The organism is Chryseobacterium sp. 3008163, assembly GCF_003669035.1.
Taxonomy (GTDB): domain Bacteria; phylum Bacteroidota; class Bacteroidia; order Flavobacteriales; family Weeksellaceae; genus Chryseobacterium.
The window spans coordinates 3,772,961-3,791,068 of the sequence record NZ_CP033070.1; the positions used below are offsets into that span (position 1 = coordinate 3,772,961).

17 protein-coding genes are annotated in these 18,108 nt (G+C 31.1%); 11 read left to right on the forward strand and 6 right to left on the reverse strand.

All coding sequences use genetic code 11. The features are described from left to right. Nucleotides 1-74: 74 nt before the first annotated feature. From EAG08_RS17420 to EAG08_RS22355, 3 genes are read left to right on the forward strand one after another with little or no spacing between them, the layout of a single operon-like run. Nucleotides 75-3,149 carry a type I restriction endonuclease gene (locus EAG08_RS17420; RefSeq protein WP_129536536.1) on the forward strand — a complete coding sequence of 1,025 codons (3,075 nt, stop codon included), beginning with the start codon at nucleotides 75-77 and terminating at the stop codon, nucleotides 3,147-3,149. Nucleotides 3,150-3,154: 5 nt separating this feature from the next. After that, a complete protein-coding gene (locus tag EAG08_RS17425) occupies nucleotides 3,155-4,774 on the forward strand; it encodes a class I SAM-dependent DNA methyltransferase (RefSeq protein ID WP_129536537.1) in 1,620 nt (539 codons plus the stop codon). Then, nucleotides 4,764-5,474 carry a restriction endonuclease subunit S gene (locus EAG08_RS22355; RefSeq protein WP_129536538.1) on the forward strand — a complete coding sequence of 237 codons (711 nt, stop codon included), beginning with the start codon at nucleotides 4,764-4,766 and terminating at the stop codon, nucleotides 5,472-5,474. The genes EAG08_RS17425 and EAG08_RS22355 overlap by 11 nt, the downstream gene beginning before the upstream one ends. Before the next feature lie 509 nt (nucleotides 5,475-5,983). Here the strand turns inward: EAG08_RS22355 and EAG08_RS17435 are convergent. Both EAG08_RS17435 and xerA read right to left on the reverse strand, forming a co-directional pair. Further along, nucleotides 5,984-6,460: a restriction endonuclease subunit S gene (locus EAG08_RS17435; protein ID WP_129536539.1), complete on the reverse strand. Its 477-nt coding sequence runs from the start codon at nucleotides 6,458-6,460 to the stop codon at nucleotides 5,984-5,986. Beyond that, on the reverse strand, nucleotides 6,460-7,452 hold the full coding sequence (gene xerA, locus EAG08_RS17440) for a site-specific tyrosine recombinase/integron integrase (RefSeq protein WP_129536540.1): 993 nt from the start codon (nucleotides 7,450-7,452) through the stop codon (nucleotides 6,460-6,462). The genes EAG08_RS17435 and xerA overlap by 1 nt, the downstream gene beginning before the upstream one ends. 551 nt (nucleotides 7,453-8,003) lie before the next feature. On the opposite strand from xerA, the gene EAG08_RS21445 reads away from it, so the two are divergent. Continuing rightward, nucleotides 8,004-8,156, forward strand: coding sequence for a hypothetical protein (locus tag EAG08_RS21445; protein ID WP_164998587.1), 153 nt, complete (start codon nucleotides 8,004-8,006; stop codon nucleotides 8,154-8,156). After that, nucleotides 8,153-8,254, forward strand: coding sequence for a restriction endonuclease subunit S (locus EAG08_RS22740; protein WP_164998588.1), 102 nt, complete (start codon nucleotides 8,153-8,155; stop codon nucleotides 8,252-8,254). Before EAG08_RS21445 ends, EAG08_RS22740 begins: the two co-directional genes overlap by 4 nt. A gap of 109 nt (nucleotides 8,255-8,363) precedes the next feature. On the opposite strand, the gene EAG08_RS17450 is transcribed toward EAG08_RS22740, so the two are convergent. Further along, nucleotides 8,364-8,762 carry a helix-turn-helix domain-containing protein gene (locus tag EAG08_RS17450; protein WP_129536541.1) on the reverse strand — a complete coding sequence of 133 codons (399 nt, stop codon included), beginning with the start codon at nucleotides 8,760-8,762 and terminating at the stop codon, nucleotides 8,364-8,366. Nucleotides 8,763-8,940: 178 nt separating this feature from the next. Here EAG08_RS17450 and EAG08_RS17455 point away from each other — a divergent pair, with 178 nt between their 5' ends. From EAG08_RS17455 to EAG08_RS17475, 6 genes are all read left to right on the forward strand, one after another. Then, nucleotides 8,941-9,474, forward strand: coding sequence for a hypothetical protein (locus tag EAG08_RS17455; RefSeq protein ID WP_129536542.1), 534 nt, complete (start codon nucleotides 8,941-8,943; stop codon nucleotides 9,472-9,474). 87 nt (nucleotides 9,475-9,561) lie between these two features. After that, a complete protein-coding gene (locus EAG08_RS17460) occupies nucleotides 9,562-10,209 on the forward strand; it encodes a hypothetical protein (RefSeq protein ID WP_129536543.1) in 648 nt (215 codons plus the stop codon). Then, nucleotides 10,206-11,783 carry a hypothetical protein gene (locus EAG08_RS17465; RefSeq protein WP_129536544.1) on the forward strand — a complete coding sequence of 526 codons (1,578 nt, stop codon included), beginning with the start codon at nucleotides 10,206-10,208 and terminating at the stop codon, nucleotides 11,781-11,783. The genes EAG08_RS17460 and EAG08_RS17465 overlap by 4 nt, the downstream gene beginning before the upstream one ends. Nucleotides 11,784-11,957: 174 nt before the next feature. After that, nucleotides 11,958-12,119: a hypothetical protein gene (locus EAG08_RS21455; RefSeq protein ID WP_164998589.1), complete on the forward strand. Its 162-nt coding sequence runs from the start codon at nucleotides 11,958-11,960 to the stop codon at nucleotides 12,117-12,119. Nucleotides 12,120-12,274: 155 nt separating this feature from the next. Continuing rightward, nucleotides 12,275-13,408, forward strand: a complete 1,134-nt coding sequence (locus EAG08_RS17470) for a hypothetical protein (RefSeq protein ID WP_129536545.1) — start codon at nucleotides 12,275-12,277, stop codon at nucleotides 13,406-13,408. 4 nt (nucleotides 13,409-13,412) lie between these two features. Continuing rightward, on the forward strand, nucleotides 13,413-13,814 hold the full coding sequence (locus EAG08_RS17475) for a hypothetical protein (RefSeq protein ID WP_129536546.1): 402 nt from the start codon (nucleotides 13,413-13,415) through the stop codon (nucleotides 13,812-13,814). Nucleotides 13,815-13,957: 143 nt separating this feature from the next. Here the strand turns inward: EAG08_RS17475 and EAG08_RS17480 are convergent, their stop codons facing one another. Genes EAG08_RS17480 through EAG08_RS17490 form a run of 3 tightly spaced genes read right to left on the reverse strand, consistent with a single transcriptional unit; the run spans nucleotide 13,958 to nucleotide 18,005 of the window. Beyond that, on the reverse strand, nucleotides 13,958-15,214 hold the full coding sequence (locus EAG08_RS17480; RefSeq protein ID WP_129536547.1) for an FRG domain-containing protein: 1,257 nt from the start codon (nucleotides 15,212-15,214) through the stop codon (nucleotides 13,958-13,960). A 28-nt stretch (nucleotides 15,215-15,242) separates the two neighbouring features. Next, the gene (locus EAG08_RS17485; RefSeq protein ID WP_129536548.1) at nucleotides 15,243-16,028 is read right to left on the reverse strand and encodes an FRG domain-containing protein; all 786 of its coding nucleotides are present in this window, start codon (nucleotides 16,026-16,028) and stop codon (nucleotides 15,243-15,245) included. A gap of 6 nt (nucleotides 16,029-16,034) precedes the next feature. Next, entirely contained in the window at nucleotides 16,035-18,005 is a 1,971-nt protein-coding gene (locus EAG08_RS17490; RefSeq protein WP_262696754.1) for a hypothetical protein, read from the reverse strand. Between the last annotated feature and the right edge of the window lie 103 nt (nucleotides 18,006-18,108).

Here is an 18,108-nt window from a genome sequence, read left to right on the forward strand (position 1 = left end):
ATCGATAGTAACATCATAATTATTTATTTCAGGTTTCTTTTGGTATATTTAGAATCTGAAAACTATGAAACCTAATGAAATTCAACGAAGATTCACGAGTGAAAATACCAGCATTGCTGCATTTAATGCGATTAGGTTATCAATATATTCCACTAAATCAACAAAACAGAATTGAGGAAAATAATATATTCTCTGCTATTTTTATTTCTCAAATTTCAAAAATAAATAGGATAACAGAAGAGGAAGCAGGACGTGTATTAGACGATATTAATCTTGAATTGGATTATGAAGATCTTGGGAAAAAGTTTTATGAACGCTTAGTGGCTACTTCAGGAGTTAAATTAATTGATTTTGAGCATTTTAATAACAATAGTTTTCACATTACCACAGAATTAACTTGTAAAGCAGGGGATGAAGAATTTCGCCCAGATATTACAGTTATAATTAATGGTTTGCCACTGGCTTTTATTGAAGTAAAAAAACCTCATAACAAAGAGGGTGTAATTAATGAACGTAATAGAATCAATACTCGTTTTAAAAATAAACAATTTCGCCGTTTTGTAAACATTTCTCAATTGTTAGTTTTTTCCAATAATATGGAATACGAAGACGGAATTGTAGAGCCAATTTTTGGTGCATTTTACGCAACGCCATCTTATGAACAAGTCAATTTTAATTATTTCCGAGAGGATTTAGACTACCCAGTAAAACAAACCTTAGGAGGTGTTGAAGAAAAAAATGAAAATGATTTACTCAAAGACAACAACTTGGTTGTCATTAAAAACAGTCCGGAATACATTACCAACAAACAGGAGAACACACCTACCAATCGAATTTTAAGTTCAGTTTTTACCAAAGAACGTTTGCAGTTTATTTTGCGATATGCTATTGCTTATATAGAAGAAGAAAATTCAGGTAAAATTACGTACCAGAAACACATTATGCGTTATCCGCAAATATTTGCAACGCAGGCAATTGCTACAAAATTGGATGCTGGACAAAACAAAGGTATCATTTGGCACACGCAAGGTTCAGGAAAAACGGCTTTAGCTTACTTTAACGTTAAGCATCTCACTGATCATTATGCTGCAAAGGGAATTGTACCTAAGTTTTATTTTATCGTTGATCGTTTAGATTTATTAATACAAGCTTCCAGTGAATTTAATAATCGTGGGTTAAAAGTTAATTCTGTAAATTCTAAACAAGATTTCATCAAAGACTTACAGGTTATTGGAGCTTTGCATAATGACAGTGGAATTCCAGAAATTACTGTTGTCAATATTCAGAAATTTTCGGAAGATGCAACGGCTTTATTGAATGTCAATTATGATATCAAGATTCAGCGTGTTTATTTTTTAGATGAAGCGCACCGAAGCTATAATCCAAAAGGTAATTATTTAGCAAATCTTATTAATTCAGATCGGAATGCGGTTATTATTGCCTTGACCGGAACTCCATTATTAAAAGAAGTTGCGAAAGATTATGACTCTAAAATGCTTTTTGGTAATTATTTTCATAAATATTACTACAATATGTCCATTGCAGACGGATATACATTACGTTTAATTCGTGAACAGATTGAAGGAAACTTTAAGATGGAAATGAAAGAGGTGATGGATCAAATTAAAGTATTGCAAGGTGATATAACTACCCGAAATATTTATGCGCATCCTAAGTTTGCAGAACCTTTGTTAGATTATATTACAAAGGATTTAATCAAATTTAGAAGGGATTTAGATGACAACTCTTTAGGTGGATTAGTAGTTTGCGATTCAGCAGATCAAGCCAAAGAATTGTTTCGTTTGTTTCAAGAGAAGTATGGAGAACAAGAAACAGATGCAAGTCTATTAATGGTTGCAGAACCAAAAGCAAAATACGGGCGAAATGAAGATGTTAAATTAACTTCTGCTCTGATTCTTCACGATGAAAATGATAAGTCTGTTCGGAAAGAATTAATCAGTGCTTACAAAAAAGCTAAAGTTGATATTCTCTTTGTTTACAATATGTTGCTGACAGGTTTTGATGCAAAACGTTTGAAAAAATTATATTTGGCGCGTGTAATTCAAGATCACAACTTATTGCAAACATTGACAAGAGTCAATCGTCCTTACAAAAAATATCAGTATGGTTATGTCGTGGACTTTGCAGATATCTCAAAAGCATTCGATCGTACCAATAAATTGTATTTCGATGAATTGCAAGATCAGCTTGGTGATGAAATGGAAATGTATTCTCACTTATTCAAGACAGAAGAAGAAATCCAGCAAGATATTAAAGAAATTAAGGAAACATTGTTTCATTATGATACTCAAAATAGGGAAATTTTCTCCCAACAAATTGCCCAAATCACAGATAAAAGTAGGCTTACTCAATTAATAAAAGCTTTAAGAACTGCAAAAGAATTAAAAAATATCATTGCTGTTAACGGCTATGAAGCTTTGGACGGAATTGCAGATTTTGAAATTTGGAATAGATTATTAATAGAAGCTCAAGGCAGATTGGATAATCTAAATTTTGTAGAAAGTATTGGCAATGATGATGCTTCTAAAAATTTGTTGAATACAGCACTTGAAGATATTATTTTTCAATTTATAAAAGTAGATGAGAGTGAATTGGTTTTAGCAGATGAGTTTAAAAATATCCTGCGCAAAGCCAGAGAATCACTTCAAAATAATTTCGATCAATTTGATCCTCAATTTGTAAGTTTACGTCAAGAACTAGAAAGGATTTTTAAGAAGAAAAACCTGAGTGAAATCAATCAAACTGATATGATTGAAAATATGCATCTTTTACAAAAACTTTACGATCAGGCCAAAGAGCTTAATCGTAAAAATGCTTTACTGAAAGCCAAATACGAAAACGACGAAAAATACTCTCGAATTCATAAAAGATTAAGCGAAAAGGGAGATCTTAACGCCAAAGAAATGCAATTGCATAAAGCACTGATGCAAGTAAAACAACAGGTCGATGACAAATTAGAAGGACAAGAAGATTTAATTAAAAACGAAGCTTTCTTCAAACGTTATCTTTTGCAATTGGTTGTACAGGAATTTAAGAAGAAGGAACAAATTGAAATGGATCAGGCAATGAAAAATAATATTAGTAATTTAATAGCAAATGAATATTTGCAACAATTTCAATACAGATAATAAAAATGACGCAGGACATTAATTTTATGACCAAAACCAAATCGTTGATAGACAACCTAAAAAGTGTTTGTGCTAACTATGGCTTAGGAAATGATGGAAACGAATTTAAAATTATAACACAAGTATTTCTTTACAAATTCTTAAACGATAAATTTCGATATGCTGTAAAAAAAGAAATGCCAAAGTTAGCAGAATCCGAGAATTTTTCAATTGCCTTAAAATCGCTTTCTGAAGATGATTACTCAGATTTAATTGATGCACTAGATCCAAACATTCCAAGATTACAACCAGAGCATTTAATTTCTCATTTGTTTGTAAAACAAAATGATAGTGATTTTGCTAAATTGTTTGATGATACCTTGCGCCAGGTTTCGATTGAAAATGCCGATGTTTTTTCGGTAAAATCTTTCACCGGTGCAAAAGATACCTTGTTTGATGAACTTACACAGTTTATTTCGGATTCTTCGCAACGAGATGCATTTGCAAAAGCATTAATCAATAAATTATTTGAGTTTTCTTTCGAAGAAATGTTTGAACAGAAATACGATTTTTTTGCCACTATTTTTGAATATTTGATTAAAGACTATAACACTGATTCTGGAGGAAAATACGCCGAATATTATACGCCTCATTCAGTTGCTCGTATAATGGCGCAAATTTTAGTTCCAGAACCCGTAAAAGGTGTGAAATGTTACGATCCAAGTGCAGGATCGGGAACTTTATTAATGAGTTTAGCTCACGAGATTGGCGAAGAAAACTGTACTATCTATTCAGAAGATATTTCTCAAAAGTCGAGCAATATGTTGCGTTTGAATTTGGTTTTGAATAACCTGACGCATTCAATCCCGAATATCATTAAAACGAATACCATTGCGCTTCCTTTCTATATGGATACAAAATTTGAATACATTGTTTCAAATCCACCATTTAAATTAGATTTTTCTGATTTCCACGCAGATTTGGATAAAGACGCTTTTAAAAAAAGGTTCTTTGCAGGAATTCCTAATATTCCGAAAAGCAAAAAAGAATCGATGTCAATTTATTTATTGTTTATCCAACATATTATGCACAGTTTGAGCGATAATGGAAAATCAGCAATTGTAGTTCCAACAGGTTTTATCACTGCACAAACCGGTATTGAGAAAAAGATTCGTGAGCGCCTAATTGAAAATGGATGGCTTCGTGGTGTAGTAAGTATGCCGAGCAATATTTTTGCAAGTACAGGTACTAATGTTTCTGTTTTATTGTTGGATAAAAAAGCAGATAACCAACATATAGTCTTGATGGACGCCTCTAAATTGGGAGAAACCGTAAAAGAAGGTAAAAACCAACGTACAGTTTTAAAACCAGAAGAAGAAGCGAAAATTATTGATACATTCAATCAGAAAATTGCAGTTGAAGATCTATCCGTTGTCGTTAGCAAAGAAGATATTGCGGCTAAAAATTATTCGTTTTCAGCTGGACAATATTTTGAAGTAAAAATAGAATATGTTGACATTACCGCTGAAGAATTTGCAGAAAAAATGAATGATTTTGAAACAAACTTACAATCTCTTTTTGAAGAAGGAACTGCTTTAGATTTGGAGATTCGGAAGCAATTAAAAGTGTTGAAATATGATGAATAAAGAGATACTAATTTCGACTTTGATCGATGAAATTTCTATGGGACCATTTGGCTCAGATATAAAAGTGGATAATTTTATTAATGTAGGAGTACCTGTTTTGAACGGATCTAATTTAGTAGCATATAAGCTTACTGAAAATTCCTTTAGATATGTGAGTGAGGAAAAAGCAAATACATATGGAAAAGCGATTGCAAAAAGAGGAGATATTGTAATCACACATCGAGGCACGTTAGGACAAATTTCATTTATTCCTACAGATTCAAAATTTGAAAAATACGTGATTTCACAAAGCCAATTTAGAGTAAGGTTTAATGACAAAAAAGTAAGTTCACAATTTATCGTCTATTTATTTCATACTGAATATGGTCAGAAAAAGCTTTTGTCATTTAAGAACCACGTTGGCGTACCTGCTTTGGCTCAAGCGACAACAAACTTTAAGGCATTAAAACTAACTTTACCAGATTTAACAATCCAACAAAAAATTGCATCTGTACTTTCCAAACTAGATGATAAAATTGAGCTCAATAATAAAATAAATGATAATTTAGATCTTCTTGCAAAAACGATGTACGATTACTGGTTTGTGCAATTTGATTTTCCAGATGAAACCGGAAAACCCTACAAATCAAGTGGTGGCAAAATGATTTGGAATGAAGTATTGAAGAGAAAGATCCCGGAAAGTTGGGAAATAGAAAATTGATTGATGTAGCAAATATCACTATGGACAATCTCCAATAGGAGAATCGTACAATGAAGGTCAAAATGGGATGATTTTTTTCAAGGTTCCACAGATTTCGGATGGAGATATCCTCAGACTCGTATGTATACAACTGCACCACAAGATATGCATTGGAAGATGATATATTGCTCAGCATCAGGGCTCCAATTGGAACTATAAATATAGCAATGGATAACTGTTGTATTGGCGAGGTCTCTCAGCTCTCAATAGCAGAGATCATTCTCAGTCTTTTTAATCTACCAGATGAATAATTTTAAGAAAAAGTTTGACTATTTGAATTTAGTAGGAACAACCTTTGTTCTATGACTAAGGATGAATTACAAAATTAGAGTTAGCTTACCCTAAAAAGGATTTATTGCAATTATTTGAGTCTAAGTTTCATTTATTGGAAAAAAATTAAAGTAATACAAACAAAATCAACAACTTAGCAAACTACGAGACTGGCTTTTGCCTATGTGATGAATGGCAGGTTAAAATTGAGTGATTTTGTAAAATAAATTATCATTTATTCGATTGTTTAAATCAATCTTATTGTCAATATCTCCCAGGATATTGGCAATTTTCTTTTGGACATCAAGAGTAGGTAATTGTATTTTCAAATTATAATAACTATCAAACGTCATACTTGGAACTCCGGTTCCAGTATTTAGATTTTTTAAATCTAATATTTTCAAATAGTTATAGAGAAAATAAGGTTCTGTAATGTTTTCAATAATTTCAGTGTAATAAATTGTGTCAACTGTCCAGAAGGGTATTTTCGAAAATTGAATATTATCTAAGGTTCCTTTTCTTGGGAGCAAAATACTAGGCTTGTTATACAAAAACTGATTGCCATATCGCATAATTCCGCCACTTCCAAAAATAGGAATATTACCATTCGGAATAGTTTTGTGGTCTTTACCATTTTTTATTTTAAGTAGATCTTTTAGTAGGTATTCTTTCGTCATTAACTTATAAATTTTCTATGGGCAATCTTAACATTTGCTTGATTAACCATTACGTAATGCATTGTGGTGTCAATTTTCACGTGACCTAATAATTTTTGAACCTGCTCAATAGGCATCCCTTTGTCTATTGCCATAGTTGCAAGAGTTCGTCTGAATTTATGAGGATGTACTTTGTTGATTTGAGTTTTTAGTCCCAATTTTCGTAATACATTTTCCACACCACCAATAGAAAGCCTTTGATGAGGTTTTGACAGTGAAACGAAAAGGGCTTCGTTGTCATCAGTCCGTGATTTTAGATATTGTGTTAAATGAATTTTGCTTCGTGCATCAAAATAAACTTCTCGTTCCTTATTTCCTTTTCCGGTCACAATACAAGAACGTTCGTGAAAATTAATATCTTTTCGGTTAATTTTCACAAGTTCGCCAACCCTTATTCCTGTAGAAATGAGTATTTCGATTAATGTTAAATCTCTGATTTCTTTGCAATTGTCTCGCAAAACTTCTATTTCTTCATCACTCAGAATTTCTTTAATAATTCTAGGAGATTTTATTTTATGAATTCGTCTAACAGGACTTTTCAAAATGTAATCTTCGTCTTCAAGCCAAGAAAAAAAGCTAGAAAATATTCTTCGGATATTATCAATCGTAACCTTGCTTGATTTCCTGACTTCTTGATAATCAGAAAGGTAAAATCTTAAATCATTGGTGGAAATATTAGTAATATTTTTCTTTAGTTTTAGAAGCAAATTCTCAATCGTTGAAAAATAATATTTCAAAGATTTTTCGGAGCAACCTTCCACTTTTTTAGAAGAAATAAAAAGGCTTAGAATCGATTGATTGCTGTCTTTAAAGTTTTGATTTTCTTTATTTTGTAAAGTAATTTCTACATTGTGAAAACTTTGATGAATTACCTTTTCCAGCATCATTATCTGTTGAAAATTCAAAACCGCATTCATTGCATTCATAATTTCTTGTTTCACTAATTCCTTCATTGGGATCTTATTTTTTAAATTTTTCGAGCCGCAAAGAAATGAAAAACAAAAATAGCTAAAGTTGTACGCTAAATGATAATTTAGATCTTCTTGCAAAAACGATGTACGATTACTGGTTTGTGCAATTTGATTTTCCAGATGAAACCGGAAAACCCTACAAATCAAGTGGTGGCAAAATGATTTGGAATGAAAATTGAGAAGAGATATTCCGATTGGTTGGGAGGTTAGAAAGCTTTGCGAAATTGAATCAAAATAATTACAGGAAAGACACCGTCAACCTTAGTTGAAGAATATTTTGGAGGTGATATTCCATTTGTAACTATTGATGATGTTAGGCAACAATTATTTATTTTAAAAAGTTACAGAACACTAACTGAATTAGGTGCTTCAACTCAATCAACTAAATTTTATACGAAGGTGATATTTGTGTTTCCTGTATAGGAACTGTTGGTGTCATTGGAATTGTGGGAAAAAATGTCAACTAATCAACAAATTAATTCTATTTCTAACATCAATAACAGTAACAGATATTTCTTTTAAATGCTCTAAAAATGTATTTTGAATTTAACAAAGGTGCAAAGCAAGGAGCCGTTCTTTCAAATATGAATAAAGTTGAGTTCTCAGAAATTACGATTCTCGACTCTACCAATGACATCAAAATAAATATTATAGGAAAGTCTATTCATTTTATGAAAAAATTATGAGCAATCAGCAACAAAACCAGCAACTTAGCTCTATCCGCGACTGGCTTTTACCAATGCTGATGAATGGCAGGTTAAAGTGGAATGATTTTGTAAAATAAATTATCATTTATCTGATTTTTTAGATCAAATGATTCAACAAAAAAAGAGACATAACCATACGGCAATGCCTCTCCAATGAAAAAGTAATTATCCCGAATTACTTATATTTTATTTGTTAATGAGCTTTTCTAATTTTTCAATCATCTCTTTTTGTTGTTGTATCATACGTTCATATAATTCAACCATCTTATCCAATGGGTTAAATGTTGGAGAATTATTAATAACGCCTGCAAATTGTGGATTAGAATGATCGTGATTATTAAATGTATTTGCTATAACATTTATTGCTGCCTCCTCGTCAAAATTCTGGAATGCTTCCACAGGAATTTTAAGTGCATTAGAAATTGCTTTTAAAAGATCTTCTTCAATCACATCTTTCTGCTCCAACAAAGAAATTTTCTTCTGATTCCATTCATCACCCAAGTCAAAAGCTAAAGCCTCCTGCTTTATCCCAAGCATTTCTCTAAAACGTTTTACATTTCTTCCCTGATGTACTTTCTGTTCCATAGCGGTTATCAAATTTTAAAGGCTTAAAGATAAAGCCATTTCTATTAAATCGTCTGAATTGTAAAGTTAAAAAATTATCCTGTAAAATATCCACTTTAGCAGATATAATATGCAGTTTAAGTATTGATTATGCACTCTTGATAGTTGTAATTCGCACTAAGATAAAAACTTAATTATTATGAAAAAGAAGAAAATAGATTTTGAAGCTGAGTTCTGGGACAGCTACAGAAAACATACTTGTCTGTCATTGATTGAGGCATTCTTTGAAATGGATTACCTATCTGCCGTAAAAGATAGATTGTTTGACATCATAAATTATTCTACGAAATGTGAAGTTCTGATGAAGGATGATCCTTCGCTCGTCTTTCACTATTACCTATGTATGCGCTCATTTGTTAGAGCAAGTTATCTATTACAATTCAAAGCAAAAAAATGGAAATTGAATGATCCTCTGGAATATACATCCAGATTATTACAGGGCTCACTTTCCAATGAAGAGTATGATAATCCATTTCTTGTTTTCCAGAACGCTTTTAAAGAATTTACCTTACAGGAGTTTGAGTATTTCAATACACAGATTGTTTATTTCTCTCTAGGAGCGTATTCAGATGAACCGGAAGCTAATATCATTACTCTTTTTATCCACCTAAACAAAATGCTGGATGCTGCACAAATCATTCGTGAACGTGGGATTGAAAAAATCAAAACGTAAGATATGCTCTCTTTCGGATAATTCATACACTTTCAAACTTGAATAGGCTTTCGTGCTTTCCCAACTTTAAGTAACTAAAAAATTGATATGAAAAAGAAAACTGAAAGCCGTTTGATCACAAATATTGATCAAACGCAAATTACTTTTCCAATGCTTTTGGAGAAACGGCAGAGAGAAGAATTGATAGACGGGATATTCAAACTAATCCAAAAATTAGAAAATCCTGAGATTGACAGACTTTTAGACCATTATGAAGATTTCATACAGAATTATGATCTAAAAGATCTGCTCTATGGAAACATTGAAGTCCTGAATGCAAGCAGGCTTGACACCAAGACAGCAGCAATAATGTCCTGCCTGCTGGCATTGATCGCCTTCAGCTCAGAACTTTTAGATAATGAAGGAAGAATGATTCCACTAAGCAACATACCAAAAGAGAATATTGCTGTATCAGCAATTGAATATATCATAAGTTCTATCGCGTTAGATGATCTTTTAGAATATTTGCTGTATAGCATAATTTCTATAGTAGGTGTTGTATACTATACGGCATTTCAGCAAAAAATAGGAAGCAAGAATTTTGCAAACGAACATATCCTTCATCTTGAAAATGATGCAGAGTTGAAAGAACACATCGATCTGATGGCGTGGTTTGCGGTAATTCGATTATTCTTAGAATCTGTTTACTTTTATTTTAATGATGAAAATTACAATACCAAAAAACCATTACAATGAAAACTTCAAATCAATTTCATCTTACACAGCTTGGTAACGAATTTTTAGATAGTTCAATCAATCAACTTTTCAGACAACATTATCTTATTCTTCAGATATTCTTCAATCAGACTGAAGATTCAGGCTGTGCTTATCTCATAATTGTGGTGGAACACAAAAAGGATGTTGATGAGTTAATGCGAAAAAAATGGATAGATAAAGCTTTCAGAGAGTACAAAGTCAAAGTCTGTATGTTTTATTCTTCACAAATAAACCATAGATTTTCTCTTGGAGATCCTTTCATTCAGCTTTATTGTAGACCATCAGCAATCATTTATCAAAATGCTGATTATGGAAAACCATTGGTTAGTAAAAGGAATTGGAAAAAATTCAGTAGTAAGTTTCAGGACTATAAAGATTCTCTGTTTCACGATCACGATCTTTTATTTACACAGGTTAGAGGATTTGTCACGGACGAATCATCAGTAAGTGCCTTGTTAGCTTATGAAAATGTTTTTAATTATGATTTGGGATACTTGGAAGAATTATATACTGGAAATAGTTCCAATTCAGAAAATCTGAACGAAAGAATTAGGAGCCTTTCAAAACATATTCCCGAGATACAAAGCCATTTCGTTTCGCAAAGCCGAAGCGAATATTACCTGATTCATTTAATCGGAAAAGCGAGAGAAGCGTCAAAAGATGATCTGTTTTTTAAAAGTGAAATGTTCGAAGCGTTCCGTATAGCTGAGGATAGTCTTTCCGGAATGATTGAAAAACGTTTGCATCAGCTAAAACAAATGATAAAAATAGGTTATTCTGAAAAGGAAGACATTAATGAAATAGCAGAGGCAAACGATAAAGATGAGGTTCTAGATATGGCTGTGGAAGTAATTGTAAAGTCCATCGAGGTCGAAGAAATCTATATCTTCCACAAAGCTGTCTACGGTAGTAATACAACCTATTATTTACTGTTGCTTGGTCTTAATATTGGAAATGATAAATTGAAATCTATAACGCAGTCACTTAAAAGTCACACTGGTGATCAGTCTGATTTTGTTTTAATCAGTCACGACCGATATTGGATTCAGAAGAATCTGTACTTCTATCAAAGCTTCTTTGTAAACGTTATTCAAAGCAAAAATAAAATTTACCAATCTCATCCTTTTCATCCAGAGCCTCATTGGGAATATCCACATACTCCGACCTATGCTGATCTTGACTATTACTTTGAATCGACAACGAAATTTTCTAAACAATTCCTTGCAATAGCAGATGATGAGAAAGAGAATTATCAGGGTCTACCATACTTTTTCACACTGTTTTTTCTTTCATTTTGCAGAACATATATTTATGCAAAGCTTTACTATATGCCGAATTATTTATCAAATTACAGTTTGTGGCGACTATGTGAGTTTGCAAATCCTGAATTACGAAAATACAATTATCTATTTGAAGAATTCTTGACTAAGTTCTTTCCATATTTAGACTATCATATGGTTCTTCATCATCATATTACTCTTTTGAAAAAAGAAGAGCTGACTCAAATGAAAGTGATTGTCGAAAAACTAATGCAAAATTTACAAGAAAATTGACTGAAAAAACAAAACTATTCAAAATGAAATCATTAGTAAGAAATTTTAAAAGTTTTAAATCATCAAAAAATTCATTGAAAGTCACTTCTCGATCTATTATCAACAAAAAATTCCAAATATAATGCATACTTATAATCGTAGCATTTTTTAATTCAAACTTAAATATCTAATTATATGTCTCAATTAAAAGAAATAAAAAAATTACCGATAGAGGAGGTGCTCGAGCACTTTAGAAGCGAAGGTGAAATTATCACCAAAGAGGAAGCAGAATTGATTATGGAATTTCTCTATTTTCTTACAGAGAGTGTTATTCGAAAATATTTTACTGCTGATTAGTTTACACGGATTTTTAGTTTAGTCAAATGTGTAAAGTCTTTAGATTTCAAAAAAAATGCTGTAACGTGTAATAAAAACTGTAGTAAAGTAATAAAATTGTAAAAGTTATAGGTTTAAATCATTGTAAATAGTTAATATTGCTTACTGAATATACTATGTCTACAGATAAAGAATTTTTAGCTCCTAGATTAACAGGTCATCGTTTTGATGATCATACTTTGCCTGTAAAGATATTGGAGGATTTTTCTGCGTTTGAAGAATTAATATTTGAGTTAGCTAAAAAAATCTATCTCGAACAGAATCCCCAAAGAAAGAGAGTTCCTAAGGGATTCACAGACAATGTATATTTAAAATTGTCAGATTTGGAAGAAGGTAGCACAATACCAAAATTCTTAATTGCTGTTGTGACAAGTATGACGACACCAACAATACCAGTTCCAAATACAGAATATTTTAATTATTTTGAAGACGCTAGAGATAAAGTTTTTGAAGTAGTAGAATCTGCAAATTCAGGAAGATCGGTTGATATTGATAGTAAGTATCTTAATTATTTTAATCGTATCGGTAAAAATTTAGAAGAAGGCGAAACTATAGATTTTTTAAATGTTGCAGGCTCTGAGCGGAATGTAAAATTTACTAGAAATACAAGAAGAAAGATTCTTTTATCGAGGGAAGAGAAACTTGAATATTCTGAAAATATTCAGGAGAATATACTAATTTCGTCCGTAGATAAAAAGAATCAAACTTTTAATATTGAAATTGATGGGCTAATATTTGAACATTCAATAATTTCAGATTTTGCAGAAACAATTATTAGTGCATTTAACGAATATGAAAAGAAAACATTAGTTTCTATTAACGCAACTGGAATTTTTAACGAACAAAACAAACTAATCCATATAGAAGAAATTCAATCAATGGATATTTTAGATCCATTTGATGTTTCTGTTCGTTTAAACGAACTTATAAAGTTGAATGATCGGTGGTATGATGGGATTGATGGTAAATCTCTTAATAAAGAACAAGTAAATTTATTCGAAAATTTATTTGAAAATTATTTTGATTCAGATTTAATCTTGCCTGCTATATTTCCAACAATACAAGGTGATATTGTCCTAGAGTGGAAAAATGAAAATATTGAAGTTTCTTTTGAAGTTAATTTAGAAGACTTGACAGGTAAGATCTTTTACTTTGATATGAATTTGGATGAAAATGACTACGAAAAGGATATTGATTTAAAAATTGACGAGGAATGGTCAACTCTTAATTCAATAATTTCTGAACTTTAAATTTATGAATAACGAAACTTTATTACATCGACAAATTCATCCGAGCTGGGTTCAGAATGACTCAATATCTTCACAAGCATTTTTAAGTGAACAAGTTATTGCATCACTTTCTTTTACACCATCAGCTAAAGACGACAATAAACTTTCTGTATATAATGGAGACAAATATACTGCTGAAGAATCATATATTCATTTTACTGAGAGCTTTCAGTCGGCTGGTGTATTATCGGTTAGTTGTGAGGAGATCACATCTGTAGGGGATTTAGTTGCATATGAAGACAATGATCCATTTGATGGTCACTCAGTTATTGACTATTCTAGTGTTGAAAGTTCTACACAAGTCAAGAAGAAAGCTAAGAAAATTAAAAATTTGGCAGTTGCCCGAGGTTGGACTCATAAAAAATAACACATCTTACACAATATTTAAGAAAGCAGTTTGCGCAATTTTCGAACATTACAGTTAAGTCATAAGTAAATTATTTTAGGAGAAACATTCGTTTTATAAGGTTTCGTTAATCCAAAAAGCACTTTCATCCTATTTTTTGTGTTTCATAAGAATTCTTTTTTTGCTTCTAAATAGATTGAGTTTGCATCAAAATTTTTATCTGGATATATAGTTTCACTTGTAATTCCTAAATTGCCAAGTTTTTTCCTTATATATGGTTCCAAACTTTTATTAATGTTATAACACTCTGAAAATCTATAATCATTCTGATCACTGTTTTCTTTTTCTTCATTGTATTGTTCCTGACCAATAACTTCTAATGGTTTATCAAATGAATTATTCCAAATAAAAACCCCATCTTGTTTTATTATATTTTGGCTGTTATATAAAGAAAATGCGATACCATTGGAAATGTCTTTGTCACTAAAATAAGTTACTGGAATATTTGTTAATGTATCAATTTCAGTCATTTTTGAAATCAATCCTGAACCGGTCAATTTTTCTTTATCAAAAAAACTACGACTTTGAAATTTCTCTATCATTTCCTTCTCGATTTCCGGAGTACTCGCAATCATTTTTATTAAATTCAATTTATATTCTTCACCGATAGTCTTTAAACTTTCGTCCATTATCTGTCTCATTCCTCCTTGTCCGAAATGGTCTTCTTCAATGAAATAAATACTGAAATAATTATCAATTTCCACAACACTATCACTTTGTTGAATTCCGTCAATTCCAAAAAATAGTGCATTATTAAAATCATATGTCCAATCTAACAGAGGAGTTGGACAATTATGATGTTGTAAGAAACCAAGAATAGCTAATTCATTTAGTGAGTCAATATGAATTTGATTTAGTATCTCATTGATTTCTTTAGAAAACTCCTTTTTGCCTTTTGCAACAATATTTTTTAAAAAATCATCATATTCTATTTGTTCTTTTTTGAATTTATCCCACACCCAAAAACGTTGCAAAGAACTATATAGACGCCATTTTGCTTCACGCTGTCCTCTGAATAAAAATTTCTGTTCACCTTTATATTTTTCAAATAATTCTTCAATTTGTTCTTCTGTCTCAATTTTTATTTGATCGAAAAACAAACTTTTTTGTATGTGACTTTTATATTCTGAAATATATTCTTCGTGCAATAATGGTGGTAGTGAATGGGAGCCAAGAATTGCTAACATAAATGCATTTGCTCTAGGAGTAACTGTATTCGGGTCTGCTTTACCATTTTTATGAAATTTAATATTGATTAAATCTTGTAATAAGTTACTATCGAATATCTTCTCCACACCACCAGTCCTTAAATATTCATTGATTAGCTGAAGTTTTAAATCAAGGTTAGATATTTCTCTCATTATATAGTTTTATGGTAAAGTTGTTATTCTATTTGAAATTGTATTTAGTTTTGATTTTCGAAACCAGATTTTCGATTTCATCATCATATTTTACATATACTGTCTCTTCCGTGATATTGCATTTTGCCACGTAATCTAAAAATGTTCTTTTTGAATTCGCAGGAATTACATATTTGATAAATTTATCTTTAATCTCATTTTGATTTTCCAGAGCTATCATAGATTTATTACAATCCTGAACTGTAAACTTTCCAGATTGAAATCCTCTACGTTGTTCAGCAATTTTATCCAAATAATCATCTTCAACATAGAAACTGCTATTAGAAATAATATCCAATTCTTCTGAATATGGATTGATGTCAAAATGATCGTCACAAGACCAGTTCAAAGGACTTTTAAAAATCCAAAATTGTCCATCATCTTCAAAATTTCTCTCTACTGCAAAAAATAAAGCTATTTTGGCTTCCAATGTCCAGTCCAGTAATCTTGTCGGTAGTCTGTAATGTTGCATTTGTTCAAGCCAGCGCCAATCATTTTCAAAATCTTCTTGCTTAGATAATTGGATAAACTTTTTTGGATTGGTTGATTCATTTATTAAGTCTTGAAAATCTTTTATAATTTCTTTTTCTAATTGTCCAATATCATCGGGTGAACTTGCATAACGGGAAATCCCCGATTTTAATTCATATGATTCTTTAGATTGTCCACGATAGAGTTCTTGATAGTTTTCACCAATGAAAGGTAATCTTCCAAACTTTATTTCTGAAATAACATTTTCAAATTCAGCAATTGATTCAATTTTATTTTCGTTCATTATTTATTATTTTTTTCCAATTTGGATTAATATTTTGTGGAGTAATTCTATTCTGTCTTGTAAGTCGATTAAGTCCTCGGTTTGAGGAACAAAATAATATCCTTCACTATCAATTATTCCGTTCTTCTTCATTTCATCTAATAATGTGTTTACGTTACGATTACTCATTCCATTTTCAAATAGAAAACCGTTTGGAACTGAGGATATTAATATCTTTTTGCGATTTTGGGAAAGAACAAGTTTTCCACCAAAATTATCTATGCTCAAATTTTTCACTTTTGTATTCTTAGCAATTTCCTGCAAAAAAGGATCCCAATGCCAGCCATTGAATTGTCTTTCTTTCATTTTGAAAATGCAATAATCGCCTACTTCCTTGAAGGAATAATATCCTTGGTTACAATTATCTCTGAATGAGGGATATTTCATAAAATAATATTTCCAATCTTTTGGCTTATTAGAATAATCAGTAAGATCTTTCTCAATTTTTTGCTGGTTTGAACCCAATTTATTATTAATGAAAAAATCTAAACACTGCAACACTACTTTTTGTGTTTTTTCGTAGAAATGAGATTTGTTGTATCCTGGTGTTGTAAGAAAGTTTCTGATAACACGATTTTTATTCGACATTAAATTAGCCAACGTCCCATCTCTTTGTGAATAGTCCCCGAAACTTAAAAGAAGATTGCTTTTTGTGTTGAAGTCTGAAAGAATACTACTCTCATCAAATAATGACAAAAACTTCTCTGCTCTATTTTTAAAGTCATCAACTAAAGGAATTAGAGAGATACTTCCTCGAAAAATATCACTATCCTCAAGCCGATGAAGAATTTCCTTATTACTAGAATGTTGGGCAATGTAATCTTTTTTAGATTTTTCCTCTTCAATTTGGTCAGTTTTAAAGTTCTTAAAAATCTCTAAATCTCCATTTGTAACAAATTGTTCAGCTTCCTCAAAACTATTTCCTAAAATAGATTCACGTAGTTCATTTTCAGAATTTACAACTAAATTTCGCAGAGTCCGGATTTGGTCATTAAATATGTTGCTTGGTCTTTTGAGATGAGTTAGACAAGCTAATAACAATATTTGTTCAGGAAAAGAAAGACCTCTAGAATCTGAAAAATGAAATAAACAGCGTTTTAGAAGATTTGTTTCCTTTTGTTGAAAAAACAATCTTGTTTTACCTGATTCAAATTTAACCTCGTCTACATAAAATAAATCATTCCAAAATGACGGGTTTTCTTTTTCTTGTTTGCAAATAGAGTCTAATGTATCAAACAAAAAGTTCTGATTCTCTACGTCATTGTAAATTTCTTTTAATAACTCAGCGGAATCAATTGTATTTGTATAACGAAAATCATTTGAGTCTCTTAAATCTTTTTTGATAGAAATTACCGAAGTAATGAAGTTAAAGAGGTTGAGAAATGAATTATCAACGGTTAAAGCAATGTCGTCGTCATCTGTTAATATACCTAACTCAAAAATAATATTCCAAATAGTATCTGTCCAAATCCCATCAATTGCTTCTTCAAAACGTTTTCTTTGTTTTAATTCTGAAATTATTTCTGCAAATCCTGCCTTAAAATATTCGAACTCGGTTAAGGGTTTTCCACGAGAGTTCATTTTAATGTACAAATCGTCAGTTAATCCAACTTTGTCCATATCCAACTTATAAAAATAGAAAGGAGAATCATCTATTATGCCCCAGACAGAATCGATATTTAAAGCTTTGTATCTTACCTCTATATCCTTTAAAACAACAAGCATTGCCTGTATGCTAGGGTCATAGTCCCAAGTTTCAAAATACCAAGATTGATTTGTAATTTCTTTGCTAATATTTTCGTGTGAAAATTTAGGTCTGAATTGAATTAAATTTTTGTAAAATTGAGTAGTGCTATGTCTTGTTTCATAAAGAAAATTTGATAGAAAAGTTACTTCACTAACTGAAATAACCTCTTTCACTGAAACGTACCAGTACAATAACCAGAGTGTTGTTAATCTTTGCTGACCGTCAATTGGGACAAATGTAATTTGGTTATTAGAATCAACCTCATTGAATCCATAAATAAAATCAAGTTCAATC